The organism is Candidatus Moranella endobia PCIT (assembly GCF_000219175.1).
GTDB lineage: Bacteria > Pseudomonadota > Gammaproteobacteria > Enterobacterales > Enterobacteriaceae > Moranella > Moranella endobia.
The window spans coordinates 384,498-409,694 of sequence record NC_015735.1 but is presented as its reverse complement, the minus strand read 5'-3'; the positions used below and the strand labels follow the sequence as shown (position 1 = coordinate 409,694).

17 protein-coding genes, 3 tRNA genes and 2 pseudogenes are annotated in these 25,197 nt (G+C 46.2%); 3 read left to right on the top strand and 19 right to left on the bottom strand.

All coding sequences use genetic code 11. The features are described 5' to 3' along the window. Positions 1-60: 60 nt before the first annotated feature. The 4 genes from clpP to MEPCIT_RS01730 all read right to left on the bottom strand — a co-directional run bounded on the left by clpP (position 61) and on the right by MEPCIT_RS01730 (position 2,783). Entirely contained in the window at positions 61-645 is a 585-nt protein-coding gene (gene clpP, locus MEPCIT_RS01745; RefSeq protein WP_013975724.1) for an ATP-dependent Clp endopeptidase proteolytic subunit ClpP, read from the bottom strand. A 505-nt stretch (positions 646-1,150) separates the two neighbouring features. Further along, complete coding sequence (gene htpX, locus MEPCIT_RS01740) at positions 1,151-2,032, bottom strand: protease HtpX (RefSeq protein ID WP_015580497.1); 882 nt, start codon at positions 2,030-2,032, stop codon at positions 1,151-1,153. A gap of 580 nt (positions 2,033-2,612) precedes the next feature. Then, positions 2,613-2,688: transfer RNA gene (locus tag MEPCIT_RS01735), tRNA-Lys, on the bottom strand. Between the two features lie 22 nt (positions 2,689-2,710). After that, positions 2,711-2,783: transfer RNA gene (locus MEPCIT_RS01730), tRNA-Val, on the bottom strand. A 206-nt stretch (positions 2,784-2,989) separates the two neighbouring features. Here MEPCIT_RS01730 and gltX point away from each other — a divergent pair. Further along, positions 2,990-4,414, top strand: a complete 1,425-nt coding sequence (gene gltX, locus MEPCIT_RS01725) for a glutamate--tRNA ligase (protein ID WP_013975722.1) — start codon at positions 2,990-2,992, stop codon at positions 4,412-4,414. 104 nt (positions 4,415-4,518) lie between these two features. After that, positions 4,519-4,594: transfer RNA gene (locus tag MEPCIT_RS01720), tRNA-Ala, on the top strand. Between the two features lie 89 nt (positions 4,595-4,683). Here the strand turns inward: MEPCIT_RS01720 and accA are convergent. The 12 genes and pseudogenes from accA to rpsB all read right to left on the bottom strand — a co-directional run bounded on the left by accA (position 4,684) and on the right by rpsB (position 20,427). Next, on the bottom strand, positions 4,684-5,637 hold the full coding sequence (accA, locus tag MEPCIT_RS01715) for an acetyl-CoA carboxylase carboxyl transferase subunit alpha (protein ID WP_013975721.1): 954 nt from the start codon (positions 5,635-5,637) through the stop codon (positions 4,684-4,686). Between the two features lie 30 nt (positions 5,638-5,667). Further along, positions 5,668-9,150 carry a DNA polymerase III subunit alpha gene (gene dnaE / locus MEPCIT_RS01710; RefSeq protein ID WP_013975720.1) on the bottom strand — a complete coding sequence of 1,161 codons (3,483 nt, stop codon included), beginning with the start codon at positions 9,148-9,150 and terminating at the stop codon, positions 5,668-5,670. Between the two features lie 404 nt (positions 9,151-9,554). Then, the gene (lpxB, locus tag MEPCIT_RS01705) at positions 9,555-10,703 is read right to left on the bottom strand and encodes a lipid-A-disaccharide synthase (protein WP_013975719.1); all 1,149 of its coding nucleotides are present in this window, start codon (positions 10,701-10,703) and stop codon (positions 9,555-9,557) included. 2 nt (positions 10,704-10,705) lie between these two features. Beyond that, positions 10,706-11,494 (bottom strand): acyl-ACP--UDP-N-acetylglucosamine O-acyltransferase, encoded by a 789-nt coding sequence (lpxA, locus tag MEPCIT_RS01700; protein WP_013975718.1) that lies wholly within the window; start codon positions 11,492-11,494, stop codon positions 10,706-10,708. Then, positions 11,491-11,901 (bottom strand): annotated as a pseudogene (fabZ, locus tag MEPCIT_RS01695) (3-hydroxyacyl-ACP dehydratase FabZ). The gene lpxA and the pseudogene fabZ overlap by 4 nt, the downstream one beginning before the upstream one ends. 150 nt (positions 11,902-12,051) lie before the next feature. Beyond that, positions 12,052-13,107, bottom strand: coding sequence for a UDP-3-O-(3-hydroxymyristoyl)glucosamine N-acyltransferase (gene lpxD / locus MEPCIT_RS01690; RefSeq protein WP_013975717.1), 1,056 nt, complete (start codon positions 13,105-13,107; stop codon positions 12,052-12,054). Continuing rightward, complete coding sequence (skp, locus tag MEPCIT_RS01685) at positions 13,107-13,607, bottom strand: molecular chaperone Skp (RefSeq protein ID WP_013975716.1); 501 nt, start codon at positions 13,605-13,607, stop codon at positions 13,107-13,109. Before skp ends, lpxD begins: the two co-directional genes overlap by 1 nt. Before the next feature lie 153 nt (positions 13,608-13,760). Beyond that, positions 13,761-16,181, bottom strand: coding sequence for an outer membrane protein assembly factor BamA (gene bamA, locus MEPCIT_RS01680; RefSeq protein WP_013975715.1), 2,421 nt, complete (start codon positions 16,179-16,181; stop codon positions 13,761-13,763). 300 nt (positions 16,182-16,481) lie between these two features. Further along, entirely contained in the window at positions 16,482-17,234 is a 753-nt protein-coding gene (gene ispU, locus MEPCIT_RS01675) for a (2E,6E)-farnesyl-diphosphate-specific ditrans,polycis-undecaprenyl-diphosphate synthase (RefSeq protein ID WP_013975714.1), read from the bottom strand. Positions 17,235-17,950: 716 nt separating this feature from the next. Further along, positions 17,951-18,505, bottom strand: a complete 555-nt coding sequence (gene frr / locus MEPCIT_RS01670; protein ID WP_013975713.1) for a ribosome recycling factor — start codon at positions 18,503-18,505, stop codon at positions 17,951-17,953. Between the two features lie 231 nt (positions 18,506-18,736). After that, positions 18,737-19,592 (bottom strand): annotated as a pseudogene (tsf, locus tag MEPCIT_RS01665) (translation elongation factor Ts); the annotation flags it as partial. 121 nt (positions 19,593-19,713) lie between these two features. Beyond that, positions 19,714-20,427 carry a 30S ribosomal protein S2 gene (gene rpsB, locus MEPCIT_RS01660; protein ID WP_013975711.1) on the bottom strand — a complete coding sequence of 238 codons (714 nt, stop codon included), beginning with the start codon at positions 20,425-20,427 and terminating at the stop codon, positions 19,714-19,716. Positions 20,428-20,787: 360 nt separating this feature from the next. Here rpsB and map point away from each other — a divergent pair, with 360 nt between their 5' ends. Then, on the top strand, positions 20,788-21,633 hold the full coding sequence (gene map, locus MEPCIT_RS01655) for a type I methionyl aminopeptidase (RefSeq protein WP_013975710.1): 846 nt from the start codon (positions 20,788-20,790) through the stop codon (positions 21,631-21,633). Between the two features lie 352 nt (positions 21,634-21,985). On the opposite strand, the gene fabB is transcribed toward map, so the two are convergent. The 3 genes from fabB to trmB all read right to left on the bottom strand — a co-directional run bounded on the left by fabB (position 21,986) and on the right by trmB (position 24,991). Then, positions 21,986-23,197: a beta-ketoacyl-ACP synthase I gene (fabB, locus tag MEPCIT_RS01650; RefSeq protein WP_013975709.1), complete on the bottom strand. Its 1,212-nt coding sequence runs from the start codon at positions 23,195-23,197 to the stop codon at positions 21,986-21,988. A gap of 171 nt (positions 23,198-23,368) precedes the next feature. Further along, positions 23,369-23,992 carry a 16S rRNA (guanine(966)-N(2))-methyltransferase RsmD gene (rsmD, locus tag MEPCIT_RS01645; protein WP_013975708.1) on the bottom strand — a complete coding sequence of 208 codons (624 nt, stop codon included), beginning with the start codon at positions 23,990-23,992 and terminating at the stop codon, positions 23,369-23,371. A 270-nt stretch (positions 23,993-24,262) separates the two neighbouring features. Beyond that, complete coding sequence (gene trmB, locus MEPCIT_RS01640) at positions 24,263-24,991, bottom strand: tRNA (guanosine(46)-N7)-methyltransferase TrmB (protein ID WP_013975707.1); 729 nt, start codon at positions 24,989-24,991, stop codon at positions 24,263-24,265. Positions 24,992-25,197 lie beyond the last annotated feature (206 nt).

Below are 25,197 nucleotides of genomic sequence, written 5' to 3'. Positions count from 1 at the left end.
CAGAACACCATGGCGGCACGCAACTAGAGCATCACGGATGCTGACGCACGACTGAAGCAATTACGCGCGCTGACTAAGTACGTAATCCACTATTCCATAGTCTAATGCCTCAGGTGCTGAGAGGAAACGGTCGCGTTCAGTATCACGCTCTATCACGTCAAGAGACTGACCCGTATGTTTGGCCATCAATTCATTCATCCTTACCTTTACTTTTAGGATTTCCCTGGCGTGAATTTCAATATCGGTGGCCTGACCATGAAAGCCACCCAATGGCTGATGAATCATAATGCGAGAATTAGGTAGACAGAAACGCTTGCCCTTAGCACCGGCTGCCAGCAAAAAAGCACCCATGGATGCTGCCTGTCCCAGGCAGAACGTGCTGATATCCGGTTTTAAGAATTGCATGGTGTCATATATCGACATACCGGCAGTAATAACCCCGCCCGGTGAGTTGATGTAAAGACAGATATCCTTTTCTGGGTTTTCCGCTTCTAAAAACATCAACTGCGCGACAATCAAATCTGCCATATATTCTTCGACCGGACCGGTCATGAAGATAATCCTGTCTTTTAATAGGCGAGAAAAAATATCGTATGAACGCTCTCCGCGTGAAGTCTGTTCTACCACCATTGGCACTAGGGCCATAGCAAAGTTACCTTATTACTATTACCGCTGATAATTAGCATCGCTGAAAAAAATAAAAATTTCGCCGCATGATAATTCTAATCATGCTCAGTGGGACAGTGCGATGTCTCCGTTCCGCTAGGCTCTGAGGCTTAGGCTATTGTCTGCAATTTTTACCACTACCACTAACATGCATGACACCATCACCATCCTCAATTAATTGGGGGATAGAAGCATCCTTTTCAAGTACAACGATGGATTATTTTATTGCCACCATACTTTCCGTTATTAATATAACGGGATAGTATTTCTAATTATTTTAGCCGAGCAATTACGTTATGTGTAAAAAGTTACGAGGTAAAAAAAAACCGCTTGTAGTTACGTTATCTATTATCTTAGCCGTAACCTTGACGATCTTATTTGGCAGTAACGCGTGCGACTTATTAGTCTCCTAAATCTCCTAATAAGGAGACCATACATAATAACCTAGGAAACACGTAACTGCAACGGCGACACCAGCAAAATTTTATTTTAGATAGGCGCGGGAACGTAGTGCATCAATCCGTTTCTCCAGCGTAGGATGGGACATAAATAGTTCACTAACCGCATTGTGACGACGACCATGAATACACAACGCTATCATGTTGCTGGCTGTCTGCGGCTCATAACTTATTTTTAGATGTTGCAGAGCCGCTATCATTTTATCTCGCCCTACCAACCTTGCTGAACCAGCATCGGCGTAGAATTCTCTAGTACGTGAGAACCAAAGAGTGATTATACTAGCTAGTATGCCGAATACTAATTCCAGCACCATGGAGATACAATACAATAGCTGGCTACCATTACCATTTTCCACGTTTTCGCTGACTGACGACATGAAACCTGCTGACAACTGTGCTAGGAGACGAGATAAAAAAATAACACAGACATTAACCACACCCTGGATCAGGGTCATGGTCACCATATCGCCATTTGCTATATGGCTAATTTCATGCGCGATGACCGCTTCGGCCTCGTCGCGGCTCATATTATGCAGTAGTCCAGTACTTACTGCTACCAGCGACGCATCACGACAGGCACCAGTAGCAAAAGCATTGATATCGAGTGCGTGGTAAATAGCTACTTGTGGCATGGCAACATTTGCTTGTTGCGCTTGCTGGCTAACAGTATGCACAAGCCAGCATTCGGTCTCATTACGCGGTTTATCAATTACTTCGCCCCCAACTGTGCGCAGCGCAATGCATTTTGACATTAATAGTGACACACATGAGCCGCCGAAACCGAATAATCCAACCATTGTCATGAATGCGGCAACACTAGAGGACTGAATTCCGGTGAAGCTGAGTACAACACCGAAAACTATCATCACAGACAGGTTAGTAAGCAGTAAAAGAACAATACGTAGCATAACAATGCAAGGTTCCCAGAAAATAATCACCACTATTACCATATCATGATCTGTGGTCTTAGCGGCTTTTTTTCAAGTTTTGCACATCGATAATGCTATTAATTCTTCAGTTCTATTCACGTTAGATGAATTGTCAATGTATTTTTTGAATAAACACGAGTTTGCTAACTTTCGAGCGTAGAGTACGCATAGTCGCGCAGGCAAATGAAATCAGCAAATAGGGATTTAGCTGTTAGGTAACATATTCTTAATAATTTCACGGCGACATCGTCTAGATGGTAAGAATAAATTTTCCGGGGTATGTACTATGATGCACCGCTAATAGTTGTTAATTATTTAGGCGTTAGATTGATGGATGATGGCAAGCATATATTCAACTTGCGCTTGGCAAGCACACAAAGTAACTTTTGTTATGAAAGTAGTTACCACGATCGGACGTAACCTGGGATATGGGTCGAAACCTCCACACCATGTGGAAGATAGTCCACTCAAGGCCAGTAATTAATTGATCGATCTGATCCATGGATCGACCGATATAATATATCTATCATCTATCGTATGGGTACATGCTTAACATTCTTGGTGGGTCGTGCAGGAATCGAACCGGCGACCAATTGATTAAAAGTCAACTGCTCTACCAACTGAGCTAACGACCCAGTTAAAATATATAATAATTGATGGGTGATGACGGGATCGAACCGCCGACCCCCTCCTTGTAAGGGAGGTGCTCTCCCAGCTGAGCTAATCACCCTAACTGTGTTGGGTCACATTAATTATAGGTAACTGCTGGCATGAGTCAACGATTTTCCAGTATTTTTTTGTTTATCTTAACATTATCCCTACTGAGTAGTATGACAAGCATTGTTAATTATTCCATCAGTGGTATATAATATGTTCAATTTCGCACCATCATAACCTAAACAATTTTGAGAGTCTTCTTGGCAAACAATGTAGCTGATGAAAATTAAAACACGCTTTGCGCCCAGCCCCACGGGTTATTTGCATCTTGGTGGTGCGCGGACTGCGCTTTATTCATGGCTATTCGCCCATAATACAGGAGGCAAGTTCGTGCTGCGCATTGATGACACCGACCTGGAGCGCTCAACGCAACCAGCGATTGAGGCCATTATGGACAGTATGACTTGGCTCAACCTGGACTGGGACGAAGGCCCTTATGTTCAGACAACACGTTTCGACCGTTATAACACCGTCATTGAAAACATGCTATCAAAAGGTACAGCCTATAAATGCTATTGCTCAAAAGAGCGACTGGAAACGTTACGTGAGGCTCAGATAGCCCTTGGCGAGAAACCTTGTTACGATAGACGCTGTCGTTACAGCTACGTCCATAACCATCACCCCTCTGATGAACCATACGTTGTGCGTTTTAGCAATCCGCCGGACGGTTCGGTCATCTTTCATGATCTTATTCGCGGACCTATCGAATTCAAGAACAAGGAGCTGGATGATCTAATCATCCGCCGCACCGATGGCTCACCAACCTATAATTTATGCGTAGTAATCGATGATTTCGATATGGCTATTACTCATGTGATCCGCGGTGAGGACCATATCAATAATACGCCCAGGCAGATCAATATTCTTAAAGCTTTGGGCGCGCCGGTGCCTGATTATGCCCATGTTTCGATGATTTTGGGCGCCGACGGTTGCAAACTATCTAAACGCCATGGCGCGGTTGGTATTATGCAGTATCGCGATGACGGCATTCTGCCAGAAGCACTGCTGAACTATCTGTTGCGCCTTGGTTGGTCCCATGGTGACCAGGAAATTTTCAGCGTTGACGAAATGAAGCAGCTGTTCAGCCTCACTGCAGTAAGTAAATCATCCAGCACGTTCAATACCAAAAAACTGCTGTGGTACAATCACTATTACATCAATCATTTGCCCGCCGAATACGTCGCTACTCATCTCATGTGGCATATTGAGCAGCAAGTAATTAATACTAGCACCGGACCTAAATTGGCAGAGCTAGTACAAATATTGGGCAAAAGTTGCAAAACCCTGAAGGATATGGCAGTTAGATGCCGCTATTTCTACGAGGATTTCTGTGAATTTGATGTAGAAGCAGCCAATAATCATTTACGCCCGCTTGCTGCGCCGGTGCTGCAAGCGGTGCGTGTTAAACTGGAGAACATTGTGGAATGGACGCCAGCCTCAGTGCATGGTGCCATCGAACAAACGGCGGCAGAATTGCAGATTGGTATGGGCCAAATTGGTATGCCGCTGCGTGTTGCGGTAACTGGCGCCGGTAAGTCACCTGCTCTTGACGTCACCATTCATGCGATTGGTCAATCGCGGTCTCTAGAGCGTATCGCTTTTGCACTAGGCTTTATTGACCAACAATCATCCAGGACCATTTAGCTTGGCTTGGGACTTTTTTCAACATGTTACCAGTTTAGCACATTTCTTCGTTGACAACAGTTGGTATGATTAATATCATACAGTTCTACTAACTAGATAGAACTGGGGCTATAGCTCAGTTGGTAGAGCGCTTGCATGGCATGCAAGAGGTCAGCGGTTCAATTCCGCTTAGCTCCACCAATTAAGTTTGGTCAATCTATATCCATCCAACCATGAACCCAGGCTTGGTTTTTGCATCAGCACTGCTGGCATCAATCTGTACAATCAGCTCAGCAATAACCATAACTCATCAAACGATGATAACGGCGGTTGAGTAATTCTTCTACTTTTAAACCGTCAAGCTCTGCCAAATCAACCAGCAGCCTCGTTTTAAGAGTAGCTGCAATAGCCGGCAAATCGCGGTGTGCACCACCTAGAGGCTCTAGGACGATGTTGTCGATAATATCCAGCTCTTTTAAACGCTTGGCAATAATACACATAGCTTCGGCAGCGATAGGTGCTTGATCGGCGCTTTTCCACAGAATGGTGGCGCAACCTTCCGGGGAAATCACTGAATATATGCTGTACTGCAGCATGTTGACCTTATCGCCAACACCAATCGCTAGTGCACCGCCGGAACCACCCTCGCCTATCACAGTGCAAATAACCGGGATTCTTAGGCCAGACATTTCACGCAGGTTTTTCGCAATCGCCTCTGACTGGCCGTTTTTTTCAGCCTCGACACCCGGGTAAGCACCAGGTGTATCAATAAAAGTTAGCAGAGGTAAATTGAACCGATCTGCCATCTCCATCAGCCGCAGCGCCTTGCGATAACCGGCAGGTGCCGGCATCGCAAAGTTGCGGTAGATTTTATCTTTTGTGTCCCGCCCTTTCTGGTGGCCAATGATCATTACCGGCCGCGAATCTAGACGCGCTATGCCGCCGACGATGGCTTTATCATCTGCAGAGACGCGATCGCCTGCCAATTCGTCAAAATCTGTGAATATATGCTGCACATAATCAAGTGTATATGGCCGCATCGGATGTCGAGAAAGCTGGGTAATTTGCCAAGCACCAAGCTCAGAAAAAATTTTATTTGTCAGTGCCAAGCTTTTTGCACGCAGGTACCGCACCTCGTCATCCAGATTAAGATCCAAAATTTGTGGGTTGACTGTGGTCAACAAATCAATTTGAGCTTCAATATCTGCAATTGGCTGTTCAAAATCAAGAAAATTCAGACTCATAATCTTCCGCAGATCCCTAAGATTCCTATATTAGTCAAATTCCAGTTCCACCTGTTTCGGTCCCACAATGGTTCGTAAGTCATTAAGTAAATTGTCGGTCGGCGTCACCTGCCAGTTTGCCCCAAAGCGCAGCCGCGCGCGCGCCTCTTGCCGTTGATAATATAGATGCACTGGAATCATATCAGATCGATACTGCTCCAAAGATACACGGAGACGGTTTAACAGCTGATCATTAATTTGACTGTCGGTTAAATATATAGCAATCCCGCGCACATATTTTTTACGTGCTTCGCTAATATCCATTAGTTCGCGAACGGTCATCTTAACGCCACCGTTTAAATCTTCACCATCAATATATCCCTTAGCGATCAGAAGACGATCTTTTTCCAGTAAATGTTGGTATTTTTCTAGTACATCTGTGAATAGGATAATATCCACCCGACTGGAACGATCATCTAGTGTACAAACACCGATCTTGTTGCCTCGTTTAGTGACCATAACCCGCGTGGACAGCACCAGCCCCACAGCGGTAACTATCTTGCCGCGCTTGGTGGCTTGCAGATCTTTTAGCTGTACCCCGCCAGAATATCGTTCAATTTCACGCAGATATTGGTTGATTGGATGACCAGTCAAATATAGGCCAAGCGTTTCCCGCTCACCATTTAGCACCACCTGCTCAGACCAAGGCTTGACGGTAGCTGTCATCACATCCTGATCATTCACCAGCACACCGAACATATCGCTCTGACCAATAGCTTCGGCTTTTGCATGCTGATTTGATGAATTTAGTGCCTTATCAAGAGAATGCATCAGTGCAGCGCGATGTTGCCCTAGGCGATCGCACGCTCCCGACATAATTAGTTTTTCCAGCACCCGGCGATTTATTTTTTTAATATCTGTGCGCTCGCACAGATCAAACAGTTCTCTGAAATGACCACCATGATTACGTGCCGCGATAATTGCTTCAATAGGTCCTGCACCTATGCCTTTGATAGCGCCGATCCCGTATACTATTGCTCCCTCTTCGTTAACATGAAAATTATACTGGCCGCTATTTATATCAGGCGTAAGTACTTTCAGGCCCATCCGCAGACATTCGTCAACAAGCCCCACGATCTTTTCAGTATTATCCATATCTGCAGTCATCACTGCTGCCATGAACTCTGAGGGATAATGGGCCTTCAGCCACAGCGTTTGATATGATACCAACGCATAGGCGGCGGAGTGGGATTTATTAAAACCATATCCGGCGAATTTTTCTAATAGATCAAAGATCTTCATGGCAAGTGCGCCATCGACACCTATCCTTTCCGCACCGGCTTTAAATACCGAGCGTTGTTTTTCCATTTCAGCAGGTTTCTTTTGCCCCATCGCGCAGCGCAGTATGTCAGCGCCGCCCAGGGTATAGCCAGCCAACACTTGGGCTATCTGCATCACCTGTTCTTGGTAAAGTATGATGCCGTAAGTGGACTCTAGAACAGGTTGCAGTGAAGAGTGTTGCCACTTCTTATCAGGATAAGAGATGGCTTCTAGGCCGTGCTTGCGGTTAATAAAATTATCCACCATACCCGATTGCAGCGGTCCAGGACGAAACAGCGCTACCAGCGCAATTATATCCTCAAAACAGTCTGGCTTCAGACGTTTTATTAGATCCTTCATGCCGCGCGATTCAAGCTGGAATACCGCAGTGGTTTCAGAGCGCTGCAGCATATCAAAACTTTTCTGATCATCTAGCGAGATAACTGTGATATCGATAGGCGCTAGACCCTGCCAGACAAGCCTGGCATTAATCATTTCCAGCGCCCAATGGATTATGGTCAGAGTGCGCAGGCCGAGAAAGTCAAACTTCACTAGACCAGCGTACTCAACATCTTTTTTATCAAATTGAGTAACGGGATGGTTACCTCCTGAGTCGCAATAAAGCGGCGCGAAATCGGTAATTTTAGTAGGTGCAATAACTACGCCCCCGGCGTGTTTGCCGGCATTGCGAGTTACTCCTTCGAGCTTGCGTGCCATATCAATTAACTCTTTGACATCTTCGTCATAGTCGTATAGAGCCTGCAATTTAGGCTCCAAAACTAATGATTTTTCTAGTGTCATGCCTGGATCGGGCGGTACTAATTTGGCGATACGAGCAACAAAACCGTAAGAATAGCCTAGCACCCGGCCGACGTCGCGGATAACCGCTTTGGCGGCCATGGTACCAAAGGTGATAATCTGCGCAACTGCATCTCGGCCGTAGGTTTCTGTCACGTGGTCAATCACCATATCACGCTTATCCATGCAGAAGTCGATGTCGAAATCTGGCATCGATACGCGTTCCTGGTTCAGGAAACGTTCAAACAGCAGATCGAACGCCAGCGGGTCGAGGTCAGTAATGTTCAGCGCATAAGCCACCAGCGAGCCCGCACCGGATCCGCGCCCCGGCCCGACAGGTACACCATGATCCTTGGACCACTGTATAAACTCCATAACGATGAGGAAGTAACCAGGGAACCCCATGTTGTTTATCACGTGCAGCTCCATGTTCAGACGTTCGTAGTAGATCTGGCGTTTCTCACTGCGCATATCAGTATCGGTAAACTGCAATTCCAGTCTTTTTTCCAGGCCTTCCCGCGCACATTTGACCAGATAATCATCAGTTGACATCTTACCAGTGGGGAACTGCGGCAGAAAATATTCACCGAGACGGATGACTACATTGCAGCGCCGGGCAATTTCTACGCTGTTAACTAACGCTTCTGGCAGGTCAGCAAAAAGTGCGCACATCTCCTTATCGCTGCGCAGATATTGCTGCGGACTGTAATTGCGCGGCCGTTTGAGATCATCAAGGGTATAGCCGTCATGAATAGCTACCCGGATCTCGTGAGCTTCGAAATCATCAGGGCTGATAAATCGCACATCATTGGTGGCGACTACCGGCAGACCACGGCGCGCCGCTAGCTCCACGGCTGCTTGCAAATAATGTTCTTCATCTGTCCGTCCGGTCCGAATCAATTCTAAATAATAACGGTCCGGGAAATAGCGCTCGTAGAATGCCAGGCAACGTTCAACCTGAGATATACCACCTATATTACCGCGCACTAAGTATTTACCGACATCCCCTTTGCGAGCACCGGATAGCAGAATCAAGCCCTCGTTATGCTCAATCAGCCAGTCTCGATCGATTACTGGCCCGAGGGCGCCGTATCCACGTTTATAGGAGTTCGAAATCAGTAATGTCAGGTGCTGATAACCAACATTATTTGTTGCAAGAATGGTTAATTCTGCTAGTTCACCGCCCAGCATATCGCTGTGCACCAACAAATCCGCCCCGATGATTGGCTTTATACCGGCGTCATGGGCGTGGCAGTAAAATTTTACCAGTCCACATAAATTGGTAAAATCAGTAATTGCCAGTGCCGGCATATGCAGTAACGCCGCTTGTTCTACTAACTGGCCAACTTTGACCAGCCCATCGATCATTGAGTAGTCACTGTGTACGTGCAGGTGAATAAAACTTGGTTCTACCATAAAATGGTACCGGATGTGGAGTGTTTAAGCTGCGATCATACAGCACTAACATAACATGGTCATACTATGAAAGACTAACTTAAGCCACCAAAGCGAAGCAACGAAACAAAGTTAGTCTACATATTATTAGGTAAACTGAACGCGCATCTAGCGGCCATCTTGCGGTCATGGTTCACTTTGCAGATCAATGATAATGATAAGACGCGGATTTTCCGCAACCAAAACAAAATCCAGCGCTTTTATCTGGTCTATCGAGAAAGCCTAAGCAAACGCGCACATGATGATATCTGCAGATTGATTTTCAATAAGCTGTTGAAGTGCTACAGGCGTATCTATTCTATTCTATCAACTATCTCAACCTAATGTATGACTGCACTTGGTGGGCAATGTTTGAAAATAATTAACTAACGGTTAAGCAACGCCAGCACCGCACGCGCCACCTGTTCATCGGCGTTGCAGCGAATCTGCTGGTGCAGGTGACGAAAAGTAACTATGAGTGCTGCTCGCTGAGCATCATTGTCAAGAATTTCTACCAGAGAAGCAGCCAGCGTCTCCGGTCGGCACGCCTTCTGCAAAAATTCTCTGACCAATTCACGTCCAGCTAGTAAATTCGGCAGCGATACCCATTTGGTTGTTACCAGCCGGCGCGCGAGCGCGAAAGTCAGCGATTTCATGCGATATCCGACCACCATGGGGCACTGTGCCAACATACACTCAAGCGAAGCAGTGCCTGATGTTAGCAGAGCGGCATCCGCGGCAATCATGGTCTGACGTGACCTATTGTCAAACAGCCTTACCGACAAATTCGGCGCCACTGCATCTTTGATGCGCTCAAATTGCACACGCCTAGCCGGATTAACCAACGGAACGACAATCTCCAACCCTGGTAAATGCTGGCTCACTAGTTCGGCAGCGCGCAGAAAATCTGCACTAAGCATCGCTACCTCGCTTTTGCGACTGCCTGGAAGAATTGCTAGACAACGCGCGGATGCCGGGATATCCAATTCCCGGCGCGCTGCGGCTTTATCCGGCTCAAGAGGCATGGCGTCAGCCAACGTATGGCCGATGAATTGGCAGGGAATGTTGTAGCGGTCGTAAAACTCCTTCTCAAAAGGCAGACAGGCCAGTACATTATCGGTGGCACGGCCGATTTTGAATACGCGTTTTTGCCGCCAAGCCCAGACCGAAGGGCTGACGTAATGTATAGTACGGATGCCACGCCGTTTTAAACAGCCTTCCAACGCAATCGTAAAATCAGGCGCGTCAATACCAATAAATACTTCTGGCCGTAGCGCAGTGAAGCGCCGAGTCAAGTCACGGCGAATGCGCCACAGCCGCGGCAGACGCTCAATTACCTCTACGATCCCCATTACCGCCAACTCTTCTATGTCATACCAGGTTTCCATTCCTTCCGCCTGCATGTGCGGACCGGCAACGCCTACAAAGCGAACCTGTGGCAGATAAACGCGCAACGCGCGTATCATCCCCGCGCCGAGAATATCGCCGGAAGTTTCTCCCGCTACTAGACCTATTATAATGGGTAATGCCGACATGATCAGCGGATGATACCGCGCTGTGAGCGCGATATAAATTCAAGGAAGGTGTTAACTACCTGATGCTCCTGCGCTAGCGCTTTTAGCGCCGGTTTTATTTCTTCTAAGGTTTTACCACTGCGGTAAATCATTTTATAGGCGGCGCATATTGCGCGTATCTCTGTGCGCGCAAAACTACGGCGCTCCAGCCCTTTAATATTTAGGCCGAACGGTGTTGCGTGATTACCCTGGGCGATGACAAAAGGTGGTATATCCTGGGCCACACCGGAACAGCCGCCGACCATGACGTGGGAGCCAATGACACAGAATTGATGCACCGCGGTCATACCACCGATAATGGCGTAATCATCCACCGTTACATTGCCACCAAGAGTGACGTTATTGGCCATGATACAGTGATCACCCACAGTGCAGGCGTGGGCAATATGGGTATTAACCATCAATAAATTGTCGCTACCAACTCGCGTTATTTCTCCACCTTGTATTGTGCCACGATGAATGGTCACGCTTTCCCGAATAAGGTTTCGATGACCGATTTCGACCCGCGTCATCTCCCCGGCATATTTCAGATCCTGATTAACTTCACCAATGGAAGCGAACTGATAAATATGGTTATCTTCACCTATGTTGGTAATGCCGTTCAACACCACGTGGGACTTAAGTACTGTGCGCGCACCAATTTTTACCTGCGGTCCAATAATGCAGAATGGGCCAATATGCACGCCGGTGTGGATAATCGCACCATCCTCAACGATGGCGCTAGGATGTATAAAAGCAGATTGATCAATCATTGATGCAGGCCTCCCGGCGACGGGCGAACATCGCAAGCAACTTCGCCATCAACTGTGGCAATACCTTTGAAGCGAGCGATGCCGCGCCGTTCTTTAATAAATTCAACTTCTAGTATCATCTGATCGCCTGGCTGAACCGGACGCTTAAAACGGGCTTCATCAATGGCAGCAAAATAATACAGTTCACCCGGCTCAAGCTTACCAGCGCTGATAGCATGCCGGTCGCCTGCGCCATAGCTTCCAATATCAGTACGCCGGGGAAAATGGTTTTTCCTGGGAAATTACCCTGGGAAAAAGGTTCATTACAGGAAACATTTTTTACCGCCCTAAGAAATTTTTTCGTGCTTGAAATCCAGCACGCTGTCAACCAATAGAAACGGAAAGCGATGGGGTAACAGTTCTAATATCTATTCAATATTATGAGTGTCAATAGTGAAAATACTCTTCCTGCCTTGAAAAGACCTATAATTAACCATACGTTCTTCCGTCAGGACAAAATAAGCCTATAGTCATTGTGGCTCACCGCAGCACCACCGGGCAACGTTGCCCGGCCTGCCTTATCCTCTACTAGTGGTAGTAGGAGCAGCAATTATTGTTGCTAATTTTCGCTCGATGGCTTTCATACGCTTGCTAATAGCACTGATATTCATCACTAACGTTGCAGTTTTGCGCCAATCTTTATTTGGTTGCAACGGGATTCCAGATGAATATACGCCTGGTTTAGTTATCGGACGCATAACCATACTCATGCCTGTCACTGTGGCTTGATCGCAAATGGTAATGTTACCATTAATGACGCTAGCGCCGCCGATCATGCAGCCGCTTCCGATAGTCAGACTACCTGCCATGATAACACCGCCAGCGACAGCTGTATTGTCACCAATAATAACGTTATGTGCAATATGACACTTATTATCAATAATCACGCCGTTGCCGATTATGGTATCGTCCAGTGCGCCGCGATCGATAGTAGTGCAGGCGCCGATTTCAACCCGATCGCCTATAATGACGCGGCCCATCTGCGGTATTTTGATCCAGTTACCGCAATCGTTGGCATAACCAAAACCATCGGCGCCTATAACAGTGCCTGCTTGGATCAGGCAACGCTTGCCGATGATAGTGTCGTGATATACGGTAACGTTAGCCCATAAGCGCGTGCTGGCGCCAACACGGGTATTCTTACCTATAACACAGCCAGGACCGATTATAACATCATTACCCAGCAATACGCCGGATTCTACAACTGCATTGGCGCCCACTGCTACCCTCTGTCCAAGGATTGCGTCTGACGCAACTACCGCGCCAACACCAATATCCTCCTCGGCTGGTTTAGGTGTGGTGTCCATAAGCTGAGCCATGCGAGCATAAGTTAGGTAAGGGTTACTAACAACTAGTGAGGCGCAGTTGCATAAAGGCAGACTTTCTGCGGTGAGTACCACCGCAGACGCCTGACAGAAAGATAGTTTTTCACGAAAGCGTTTCTCTGAGAGAAACGTAATCTGGCCAGCTTGCGCGCTACCTATAGAAGCAATGCTGGTAATGATAATTTCGCCATCACCATGCAATTGTGCCTCCAACTGATGTGCTAAATCAGCCAGTCGAATTGCATACATCACTTCACCTGTTTGAGAACGTCAGCAGTGATATCTTTAGCGTTGCTGGCATACGCGACAGCGTCAGCATCTATCACTACATCATAGCCTTTATTGGTGGCAACAATTTTCACCGCATTCTGGATATAACTAAGAATTTTGTTGCGTTCTTCCGTCTGGCGACGACGGTTATCCTGCTCAAACTCTTGCGCTTTGTTAGCGAAAGTTTCGCGCTGCGCCATAACCAATTGCTCCAGTGAGCTTCGCTCGCTGGCTTTCATGGTAGCAACTTCACGCTGCAAACGTTGCATCTTTGTCTGCAGATCGCGTTCCATAGACCGAAGTTCGTTAGCACGGCCCTTGAATTCATTTTCAAGCTTGTTAGCAACTATTGCACGATGCGGAGACTGCTGAAAAATGCTGGATACGTTAACTACAGCAATTTTATCGTTAGCTTGCGCAAAGGCAAAAGTGGCAAGTAATAAATCCAGGACCGCGGCAGATAACAACCACTTTTTCACTATAAAATCCTCTTTAGCCACTCATTGTTTGTTGCTGTTTATTATAATGCCAGAGCAGAGGACAGTGAAAAAATCTGTTTTACGCAATAGATAGAACCATAAGTCAATAACGCTGTCACCCTGCTTCTAGCTATCATATCACATCATGTGATATTACCACGTTTTGCCGATATTAAACTGGAACTGCTCTGACTTATCTCCTTCGTATTTTTTTACTAACTGCGCATAGGAAAACACCAGCGGCCCCAGCGGCGAAATCCACTGCAGGGCGATACCGCTGGAAATACGTATCTTACAGGGATCACTGTAGTCTGGAATATTAGCTACGCTAGTCGTGCTGGTATTTTGCCAGTCGGTATCCCACACGGTACCGCTATCAATAAACAGCGAGGTACGCACTGAGTTGGTATATTTATTGCTCAATAATGGCGTAGGTACGATTAGCTCAGCGCTGGCTATGGCCAGCGCATTGCCACCAACGGCGTCGCGCGAGTTATCCACTGGACAGTTACTATAAAGGTTATTGCCGCGATGGCCCTTATAATACGCCGCTTTCGGACTAATGGTATTAGAACGAAAACCGCGCACAGTATTGGCACCGCCGGCATAGAAGTTTTCGTAGAATGGTACAGCCTTGCCGTTCAGAGCAGCGGCGTAACCAGCACGGGCGCGGCCCAGAAGTACCAAGTTACCACTGGCTATGATAGGAAGATATTGACTAGCGTCAAAAGTAATTTTGTAATATTTGTTATCAGAACCGGGTAATGTTACCTTACCGGTCAGGTTGGTACGATAACCGTTGGTAGGAAAATAGCAACGGTCAAGATTGTTGTAGCTCAAATTGATAGAGAAGAAAAAATCATCTACGCTAAAATCGGCATCACTGTCCGCCTGGTTCGTAGCTATCACTCTAGGAGTGATGCCAATGCTGTTTAGATAACGCCACATTGTTACTTGTGGCTCCATCTTAGTAAGATCTTCATGGACGTAGTCCAGCCCAAAATAAAGCGAATGGTTTACGCTAATTGGTACACCCAGCGTGGTGCCAACGCCATAGCTGCGCAGGTCATAGTCCGCCAGATATGCGTCATCAGCGTGAAAATGATTGTAGAAGCTCTTGCCGCCTATACTGACGACGCCATCACGCCCGCTGTATGGATTAGTCATCGACAGCTCAACGTAGGTCTGAGAGTCGTTCTTAGTGCCACGCAAGAAAAATGAGTTACCTGTTCCCAACCAGTTATCCTGTTGGATGCCAAACTGGCAGCTAACGCCGCTCTCGGTCCCGAGTCCAATGCCGAAATTGATGCTGCCGGTATTATTTTCTTGAACCTTGTAGACCACGTCTACAAGGTACTGTGAACCTGGCACGTACTGCATTTCGATATCCACGTTTTTAAAGTAGCCTAAACGATAGAGACGTTCTTTACCCTGATTGACTAAATTGCTGCTAAGCCAAGCATGTTCTATCTGGTTTATTTCACGGCGTAGCACGGAATCCTTAGTAAGAGCGTTGCCTTCAAAGCGCACGTAGCGGACATAGAACCGGTTACCTATGTCAACGCTGATGTGTAGCTTAATCTTTTTATCCGATTCATTTATTTCCGGTAGTATTGCCACAATGGGATGGACATAACCGTAACAACTAAGCAATTGCTTAATATCCTTCTCAGTATTGGTGATCTTAGTGTCGTTGTACAGTTCACCTACCTTAAACTTGTATAACTGCTCTATTTCGTTAGAGTAGGTTATATTGCCATTGACAACCGCATTAGACAGCTGATATTGCGCGCCTTCGTTAATGTTTATTGTAATGTATAGGCTAGTTTTATCTGGCGTCAAACTGACCTGCGTAGATTCAATCTTGAAACGGGCATAACCGTGATCAAGATATAAGTGGCGCAGTGTTTCTAGGTCCACTGACAACTTTTGTTTTTGGTATCTACGAGTTCCCACTACCTGCAACCACGGCACTCCATCACGTAGCTGGAAGCTAGAAATCAGCTCATCGGTGGTGAATACAGAATTACCGACAATATTGATTTGCTTAATCTTGGCCGAGATACCTTCGTTAACAACTAGTTGCAGATTAATACGATTGCGTGGCAGAGTAGCTACTACTAACTTGACAGTAGCGCTGTATTTGCCGTTACTGTAATAAAACTCTTCTAGTCCTTTTTCAATATTGGCAATCATGGTACGATCAAGTAATTCTCCTACCCGGACGCCTTGGGCAGACAAGTTTTGCTTGAGCATATTATCCGTCACTAACTTGTTACCGGAAAAGGTAATGCTTGCGATAGTCTGACGCTCCTTAACCAGCACGACTAGTGAATCTACGTCACGCCGTACCTGGACATCATCAAAGTTTCCAGTAGCGAAGAGAGCACGTATAGTATTGCCAATATCTGCATTAGTAACAGTGTCGCCGACACGAATTAGCATACTTAGTAACGCCGTACCGATGGTTACCCGTTGTAGTCCGTCGAAATTAATATCCTTCACTAAGAACTCATCTGCCCTAGATACAGCAGCACTGCTAAGCAATAGCGTTGCGATGAGCAACTTTTTCATTTTTTATCTATTTTAAGACAGTAAGCAAGCGAAATCTTACATCCAACATTACCATTGCTCATGGTTCAGCAAGGTAGCTAAATTTGGTAAAAATCAGTTTGCATGTTGTGATCAAATTAATGGTCCATCTTGTTACTCCGGCCAAGCTATGCTGATTATCAGCACTTACATCCACCATCCACCCAACTAAAAGCGACCTGATAAACATACCATTAATGATACTCATTAAACTACATCGAGTGGGACTACAGACTACACGATTGCCTATGCTGCTTATGGCAGCCGTTATCCAGAACTAAATTAGCTGTAATTCGGTGCTGTTCCACCGAAGCGCCGTTCGCGTTGGGCAAAAGAAGTCAGCGCCATTTCAAAAACAGAATCGTCAAAATCTGGCCATAATACATCAGTAAAAAATAATTCTGCATAGGCAATTTGCCATAGCAAGAAATTACTAATACGATGTTCTCCGCCAGTGCGAATAACCAGATCTACTGGTGCCAGCTCGTTCACACACACCACCTGGCATAGGGTGTCTTCCTCGATCTGATCGGGACGCAATCTCCCCTCTTGCACTCTGGTAGCTAGTTGCCTGACTCCCTGGATGATATCCCAACGTCCACCATAATTCGCAGCAATATTTAGAGTTAAACCGTCGTTATTACAGGTTAGTGTCTCTGAGCGACGAATGCCTTCCTGCAAGCGCAGACCGAAGCACGAAGTATCGCCGATAATACGCAGACGGACATTATGTCTGTGGAGGCTTTTTACTTCGCTATCTAACGCCAGCATAAAAAGCTCCAGCAGCGCAGAAACTTCTTTGCTGGGGCGCTTCCAGTTTTCGCTGCTGAAAGCATACAGCGTCAATGCTTCAAAATGATGGTTAGCGGCAAAGCTAACCGCGCGGCGAACCGACTTGAAGCCTGCTTGGTGTCCAAATATACGTAATTGCCCACGGTTTGTAGCCCATCGACCGTTGCCATCCATAATAATAGCCACATGGCGTGGTGAGGAGTGAGGTAACTCTATTAGTTGTTGCTGATTTTTTGACGACATCACGCCTACTTAGTTCATAACGATGATAGGAATACCAAAGTGTTACCACGGCAAGTAACTCATTTCAATTGTATTAAGCTGTACTTACTTCATTACAGACAGGAGAATTGGCGCCGACTATATCATGTTGCGAGTTATCGAACAAATCAGCCGTTGCGACGAATATAATTTACAAGCAACAACTTTGGCGAGCCATTCCCAGCGCCTAGACTGGAAGTTACGTGCGGTTTATCTTGCATGGGAATCACTATCAAACGCATAACATTGTCGGTTTTGTCCGCGCTAGCTATCGCTGCTAGTTGGAGGCATAAATATAATTGGCCGCTTCCGGTTGCCGAGGAAGCAGCGGCGTAACCTAAGCAGAATCAACCATGGCATGATCATGTACTACTATGTTCTAATTTTATTGAATCAGGCAGGTTTAGTTTAGTAGTTTGTAAATGGTTAAAGTCAAAATCGGTAGTGATTGTCGATTGAGGATACCGCGCGCCTAAAGTTAACGAATCAATTTTTCCAGGTGGGCCTGAAGTAGAAGTAACTGCGACCTGGTCGCATGGGCAGGCAGCAATATATGATATGGGCAATATTTACTGACTACCAGCGCTCAAACGTTGTCTGCATTGGTCGGCACGGCAATGGCTGCAGCTATATCTAGATTAAGTCACATGCACGCATCTTGCTATACTATGTGCTGTCCGGCAGCGCATCATTAATCATTAAATGTCCATTAATTCATGTTCTTTTTTCTCGAGGGCGCTATCTAGTTTTTTGATCCATGCATCGGTAATTGTTTGAATATCTTCTTGCGAACGGCGTTCTTCATCTTCACTGATGGTTTTATTTTTTAACAGCGTCTTCACTTTGTCGTTGGCATCACGACGAATATTGCGCACGGACACCCTGCCTTGTTCTGCCTCAGCGCGCACGGCTTTTATCATATCACGGCGGCGATCTTCGGTAAGCGGGGGCAGCGGTACACGAATGATCGTACCGACAACCGAGGGGTTTAGCCCTAGATCTGAGGACAGAATAGCTTTTTCTACCGCTGGGATCAAAATGCGGTCAAAAACATTGATAGCCAAAGTACGGGAATCTTCGGCAATAACATTGGCCAACTGGCGCAGTGGTGTGAGAGTACCATAATATTCTATCTGAAGACCGTCAAGCAGGCTCGGAGAAGCACGTCCTGTGCGTACTTTACTGATGTGGTTTTTGAACGCTTCGACACATTTTTCCATGCGTATATCAGTATCTTTGCATATTGCGTGCATCAAATTACGAATCCTTTAGACTGAGTGATCCGGGTGGACCGTGTTTGCTAGGCTCAATCATATCATCATATATTATTACTGTTGCCGCCACCGATAACCACACCAACCAGGATCACCAGTTCCAGTTCGTTCACGCACTGGGCCAGGAGCACGATGTAGTAAGCAGGATGCGCTGATTAAGGGGTTTTTTGTTGGTTGCCATGTGATCGATCTACTATTGCATTTATAAAGCTGCTGACCCATGGCAGAAACTTCGGCTGCGAAATCAACTTTTGCTGTTTCAATGAATGCCTTCACCCAACTCAAAACGTATAAAGCTTTTTACTGTAGCACCTTGTTCTTCTAACAGCTGGCCGACGGTTTTGCTAGGATCCATAACAAAGTGCTGGTCAGTCAGGGAAATCTCCCCAGTGAACTTACGTATCATACCTGCAGCTATTTTCTCGGCTATTTCACGCGTTTTGCCGGCATGAATAGCTGTTTCTAGCTTGCTTTGATGCTCACGGGCTACTACATCAGCCGGTATATCGTCCGTGTTGATATATTCCGGTTTGCTAGCGGCAATATGCATGGCAATGTGCTTTATCAATTCGTCATTCGCGCCAGTAGCTGCAACTATGACACCAATGCGCGCATAGTGCAAGTAAGAACCAAGTCTGTTTCCTTCCATAATGCCCAAGCGACGGATATTAATATTTTCACCCATTTTTGACACCAGCGCGATGCGCTGGTCTTCAAATTTATCCTTCAGCAAATCAAGAGCATCAATACGTTCATTCAGCGCCGCAGTGATGACCGCAGCACCAAAGTTACTAAATAATTTGTCTTTAGCAACGAAATCAGTTTCACAGTTTAGCTCAATGATGACACCGTATTTGCCGTGCGGCGCAATGTTGGTCAGTATTAGGCCTTCGGCAGCAATTCTTCCCGCTTTATTGGCAGCTTTTACCTTGCCTGAATTATACATTTTGTTGATAGCTAGCTCGATATCGCCCTGCGCTTCAACGAGGGCTGTCTTGCATTCCATCATACCGGCGCCGGTACGTTCACGCAGTGCTTTAACCAGGGCAGCGGTAATATCAGCCATATCATCTGTTCCTCATTATTATTATTCCGTGTTGTAGACAGGGGAAATCATACCTGAATACAGCCACTAACTAATGGTCAATGTGATTAATACCTTAAGTTATTATGTTGTTAGTTTAAGTTTATAGAAGTATTTCTCTAGATTGTGCCGCCATATTATGCCGGCCTTCGCCAACGGTGGTTGCAACTACGGTAAGATACAGGTTAATTGCTCGGATAGCGTCGTCATTACCAGGAATAATGAAGCCAATGCCAGCAGGGTCGGAGTTAGTATCAACTATAGCGAATACAGGAATGCCCAGATTATTAGCTTCTTTTATAGCTATGTGTTCGTGTTCCGCATCTATAACAAACAGCGCGTCCGGCAGACCGCCCATATCTTTGATACCGCCTAGGCTATTTTCTAGCTTACCCAGTTCACGAGTACGCATCAATGCCTCTTTCTTAGTCATCTGCTCAAGCGTACCGTCCTGAGACTGTACTTCTAGGTCTTTTAAACGTTTAATGGATTGACGAACAGTTTTCCAGTTCGTCAACATGCCACCTAACCAACGATAGTTGACAAAGAATTGATCGCAGTTTTTAGCTGCTGCTTTGACTGATTCGCTGGCGGCGCGCTTGGTCCCGACAAAAAGAATTTTGCCTTTGCGTGCTGCGATCTTGTTTATCTCGGCTAGGGCTTCGTTAAACATTGCTACGGTTTTGTCGAGATTGATAATGTGAACGTTGTTACGAGCACCAAAGATGAAAGGCTTCATTTTTGGATTCCAGTAACGGGTTTGGTGACCAAAATGGACACCTGCCTGGAGCAGGTCATGCATGGAAACAGTTGCCATTATAAACCTCTATATAAGTAAATTTGGGTTATGTTGGGATTATGCCTCCACGTATCCTCCTATACAGCTAGCTGACCTATTAATGGTGGTCAACGCACTCCTGCCGATACTATGTGCCGATACGTGTTTATTATGATAACACAATTTAGTTTCTTCTTGAAAGAATTCACGTAGCTTAACAACACACAAGCTGATACCTATCTTCGGTGCGCTTTATACCATAAAGCACGCTCGTACTCCACCAAATATTTGACTAGCTTGGCATAAATTAGCATTTAGCATGTGGCAGTATCGGATCGAACTGATACTATTAATACTGTATGATAATATCATTGAACTGAACGCCGATTGCGGACTATTATGGCCATTTATATTAAAACATCAGACGAGATCGCTCACATGCGAGTTTCCGGCCGGCTGGCAGCAGAGGTGCTGGAAATGATTGAAAATCACATTAAACCCGGCGTCAGTACCGGCGAACTGGATCTGTTGTGCTACCAACATATTACCAGGCGGCATGCTGTTTCTGCATCGTTAGGCTACCGCGGTTTTCCTAAATCGGTTTGTATTTCAGTGAATGAAGTAGTTTGCCATGGCATTCCAAGCCATAAAAAAACCCTGAAAGATGGCGACATTGTGAATATTGACGTCACAGTCATCAAAGATGGCTTTCACGGCGATACATCAAAAATGTTTATTGTTGGCAAACCAACCATTATCGGCGAAAGGCTGTGCCGTGTGACCAAAGAAAGTCTGTATCGGGCTATCCGCATGGTCAGGCCTGGTATCCGCCTGCGCACCATCGGTAAAACGATTCAAACGTTCGTTGAAGCCGAACGTTTCTCCGTAGTACGTGAGTATTGCGGCCACGGGATCGGAATAAACTTTCATGAAGAGCCGCAGGTATTACATTATGATGCCGAAGACGGCGGTGTGGTGTTGCAGCCTGGCATGGCGTTGACCATTGAGCCAATGGTCAACGCTGGCGACTACCGCATACGCACTATGCCAGACGGTTGGACTGTAAAAACTAAAGATCGCAGTCTGTCAGCGCAGTACGAACATACGATCGTTGTAACTGATAATGGCTGTGAAATTATGACGCTGCGCACTGATGATACATTACCAATGGTAATAATCACCGATACTAACCAGCTTACAACCCCAGCTATAAATAATCTCCCGAACGCTCAGGTTATACAATAATAACGCCGACGATATGGCTAGAATAACACTGTTACGCAAAATATAGTTCTAAACGCTTTGCTGCTGGCCATAGACATAAGTATCCATCGAAGAGCACGGTTATTTTCACCAGGTTTACAAGGCATAAACACGAGACAAGATCTAAAAATTGTCCACTGCTCCGTCGCAGTACTTATTAAGAACACAGAGCATGGGTGGTAATGGGTATGGAAGAAAATCGCTGGTGAAATGGCTGATATATCCGACAATAAATTTCGCCAAGCAGCCTAGCGTTAGGAATCCCACTGAATGGATGCAAATCAAAATAACTCGGCTGGAAATTAGCAAGCTTGTTTGCATAAGCTTCATAAGCTTAGAAGTATTTCCGCATGACCAGTGTTGCGTTAGTGCCACCAAAACCAAAACTGTTGCTCATAACAGTGGTCAATTTACGCTGGGTTAGCTCGGTAATAACGTTCATCCCTTCTGCCTGCGGATCCAGCTGTTCAATATTAATACTCGGTGCAATGAAATTATGCTCTAGCATCAGTAAAGTAAAGATCGTTTCGTGCACTCCTGCTGCCCCTAGCGCGTGACCAGTCATCGCTTTGGTAGATGATAATGCTGGTTGCTGGCCGCAGAAGGTTGTACGGATTGCCAACAGTTCTTTTACGTCGCCAACTGGAGTGGATGTGCCATGAACATTAAGATACTCAACAGGAGTATTGACATTGTTTAGAGCCATACGCATACAGCGGGTAGCGCCTTCGCCGGAAGGCGCTACCATGTCTGCGCCATCGGAGGTTGCGCCATAACCGATGATTTCGGCATAAATATGGGAGCCTCTGGCCAGGGCATGTTCCAGCTCTTCCACTACCACAATGCCGCCGCCACCGCTGATAACAAAACCGTCGCGATTAACATCATAAGTACGTGAAGCTTTCCCTGGCGTTTCATTGTAGTGGGTTGATAACGCACCCATAGCATCGAATTCACATGCCATTTCCCAGCAAAGTTCTTCACCACCGCCCGCGAATACCACATCTTGTTTACCAAGCTGGACTATTTCCATTGCATTACCAATACAATGCGCGGATGTAGAACAGGCAGAGCTAATTGAATAATTAATACCGCGAATTTTGAAAGACGTTGCTAGGCATGCAGAAACGCCGGATGCCATAGATTTAGTGACCATATAGGGTCCCACGCCGCGTAGACCACGGGCGCGCATGCCGTCGGATCCGGCCACCTGATTGCGTGGCGATCCCCCGCCTGATCCCACGATAAGTCCGGTACGATCGTTAGAAACTATGTCGGGTGGCAAGCAGGCATCTTCTATCGCCTGCTCCATGGACAGAAAGGCGTAGATAGATGCATCACTCATAAAGCGCGCCATTTTGCGATCAATCAACTTGGTAGTATCTAGTTTGACATTGCCCCACACATGGCTGCGCATGCCAGAATTTTTAAATTCTTGGGAAAAGGTAATCCCGGAGCAACCTTGTTGCAACGAGGCCAAAACTTCTGTTTGGTCGTTACCGATACTTGATAAAATCCCCAGGCCGGTAATCACCGCACGTTTCATTTAATACCTCTTAATAAGAATATTTGCTTTAGCATTATTCACTAACTGATAGTGAATGAGTGCGCTGGAATATACCTGTGCTCACACCGATGCATATGCGGTACACTCAATCAAGTAATAATGATTACATGATTGATAATCATGTTGGGTACGAAGTAAGTAATAGTATTATTATTTCTCAAGCGTAACGTGACGGCTATACCGATATAGCCGGTACGCTACTTGCAACGTAAACTTTTCCCGATAGAGTTGCCAAGATGTCGGTACTGCTGGTGTAGGTTCTTCTGTTGCGGTTTCCATGTAAATCCAGGCTTCGTCGGCCAGACGCTGATACTGCTCCAGTATGGCCACTGTGGCAGTTATCATGCCTGGGAGGAAGGGTGGATCAATAAAAACCACATCAAAAACGTTGCCAGGTTGCGCCAGCCAACGCAAGCTGTCTACAGTGATAACCAGCGCTTGCTGCGTCTGCAATACCCGCAAATTCTTCTTTAGTTGCGCACTAACCGCACGATCTTGTTCCAGAAACGTAACGCTAGCCGCACCGCGAGACAGCGCTTCCAGACCTAACGCACCGCTACCGGTGAAACAATCCAGGCATTGCGCGTCCTGGATAACTGGTGCCAGCCAATTGAACAGAGTTTCCCGGGCGATATTGGTAGTTGGGCGTAGATACTGCCTGTCAAGTACTGGTATGGTACGACCGCGCCAGTACCCGCCGATAATTCTTATGTGACCTGGGTAACTGGCTTTTTGGTTTACTATAGATTTTTTTTTATGAGTCAACGCGTGCACAGACAAATCAATATCAGGAAGGTTATATTCTAACTAAACGTTATTCATACCGCTATATCTTTCTCCATGTAATCTAGTGTAGCGGTATGAAGTTAAGATGCTTGGGTGGGACAAGAGCCGTTTGTTAGACACACTGTTATGCTATTTTTTGGCCGCACATGTTGCCAGGCCGATTTTCATCCTGAACGGTATAGTAGTACTACTGTCTGATCCTACCAGACTGTCATTCATCAATAACGCATGACGGTGTTTGTACAACATGCATGTTGCTCAGATCAGTATTTTTTCAAACATTAAATCCCACACACCATGACCGAGTCGCTTACCGCGCTGTTCAAAATGGGTAAACGGGCGAGCCGCCGGCCGTGGAACATAGTCCCCGGTGGCAGAAAGGTTACGGAAAAATTCCGCCTCGGACATGACTGCCAACATATGTTCAGCATAAGGTTGCCAGTCAGTAGCCATATGAAAAACACCGGTGTTAGACAGCTTACGTCCTACCAGATCGACAAACTGTGACTGTATAATGCGTCGTTTATTATGCCGCGCTTTATGCCAGGGATCAGGGAAAAACAACTGCACCAGTGCAAGAGACATATCCGGAATCATCTGTTCCAGCACTTCCACTACATCGTGATATATTACGCGCAGATTGCTTATACCAGCTTCCTGTGCGCTGGCAAGACAAGCACCGACGCCAGGTAAGTAAACCTCAATCCCTAGAAAATGCTGTTCTGGATGCGACGCCGCCATGTTAACCAGAGATGCTCCCATACCAAACCCAATATCCATCGTGACCGGCATTGAACGGCCGAACAGCACATCTAGATTGAGCGGCTGCGCCTGATAGTTTGTTCCCATCGCTGGCCAAAGCGTATCTAACGCCTGCTGTTGCCTTTTGGTAAGACGACCCTTACGCCTAACAAAACTACGAATCCGCCCCCGCGCTGTTTTATGTGTATCTGTATCTAATTCAGTTGAAATGAACGGATGATGCATAAAGTTCCGCCATGCTCAATAGTTTGCAAACAAGCATTATGCAAAGCTAGTGCCGTTTAGCAAACAGGTAAATAGCATAATTGCAATAATTTATAGCCTGTGTAATGTTAAGAAGCAAGCGTCAATCGTTACTGTGGGCGCACGCAACTAATAACTAATGCTAAAAAACTATTAGATGATAATGTCTGTTGGCATTATTATGGTGT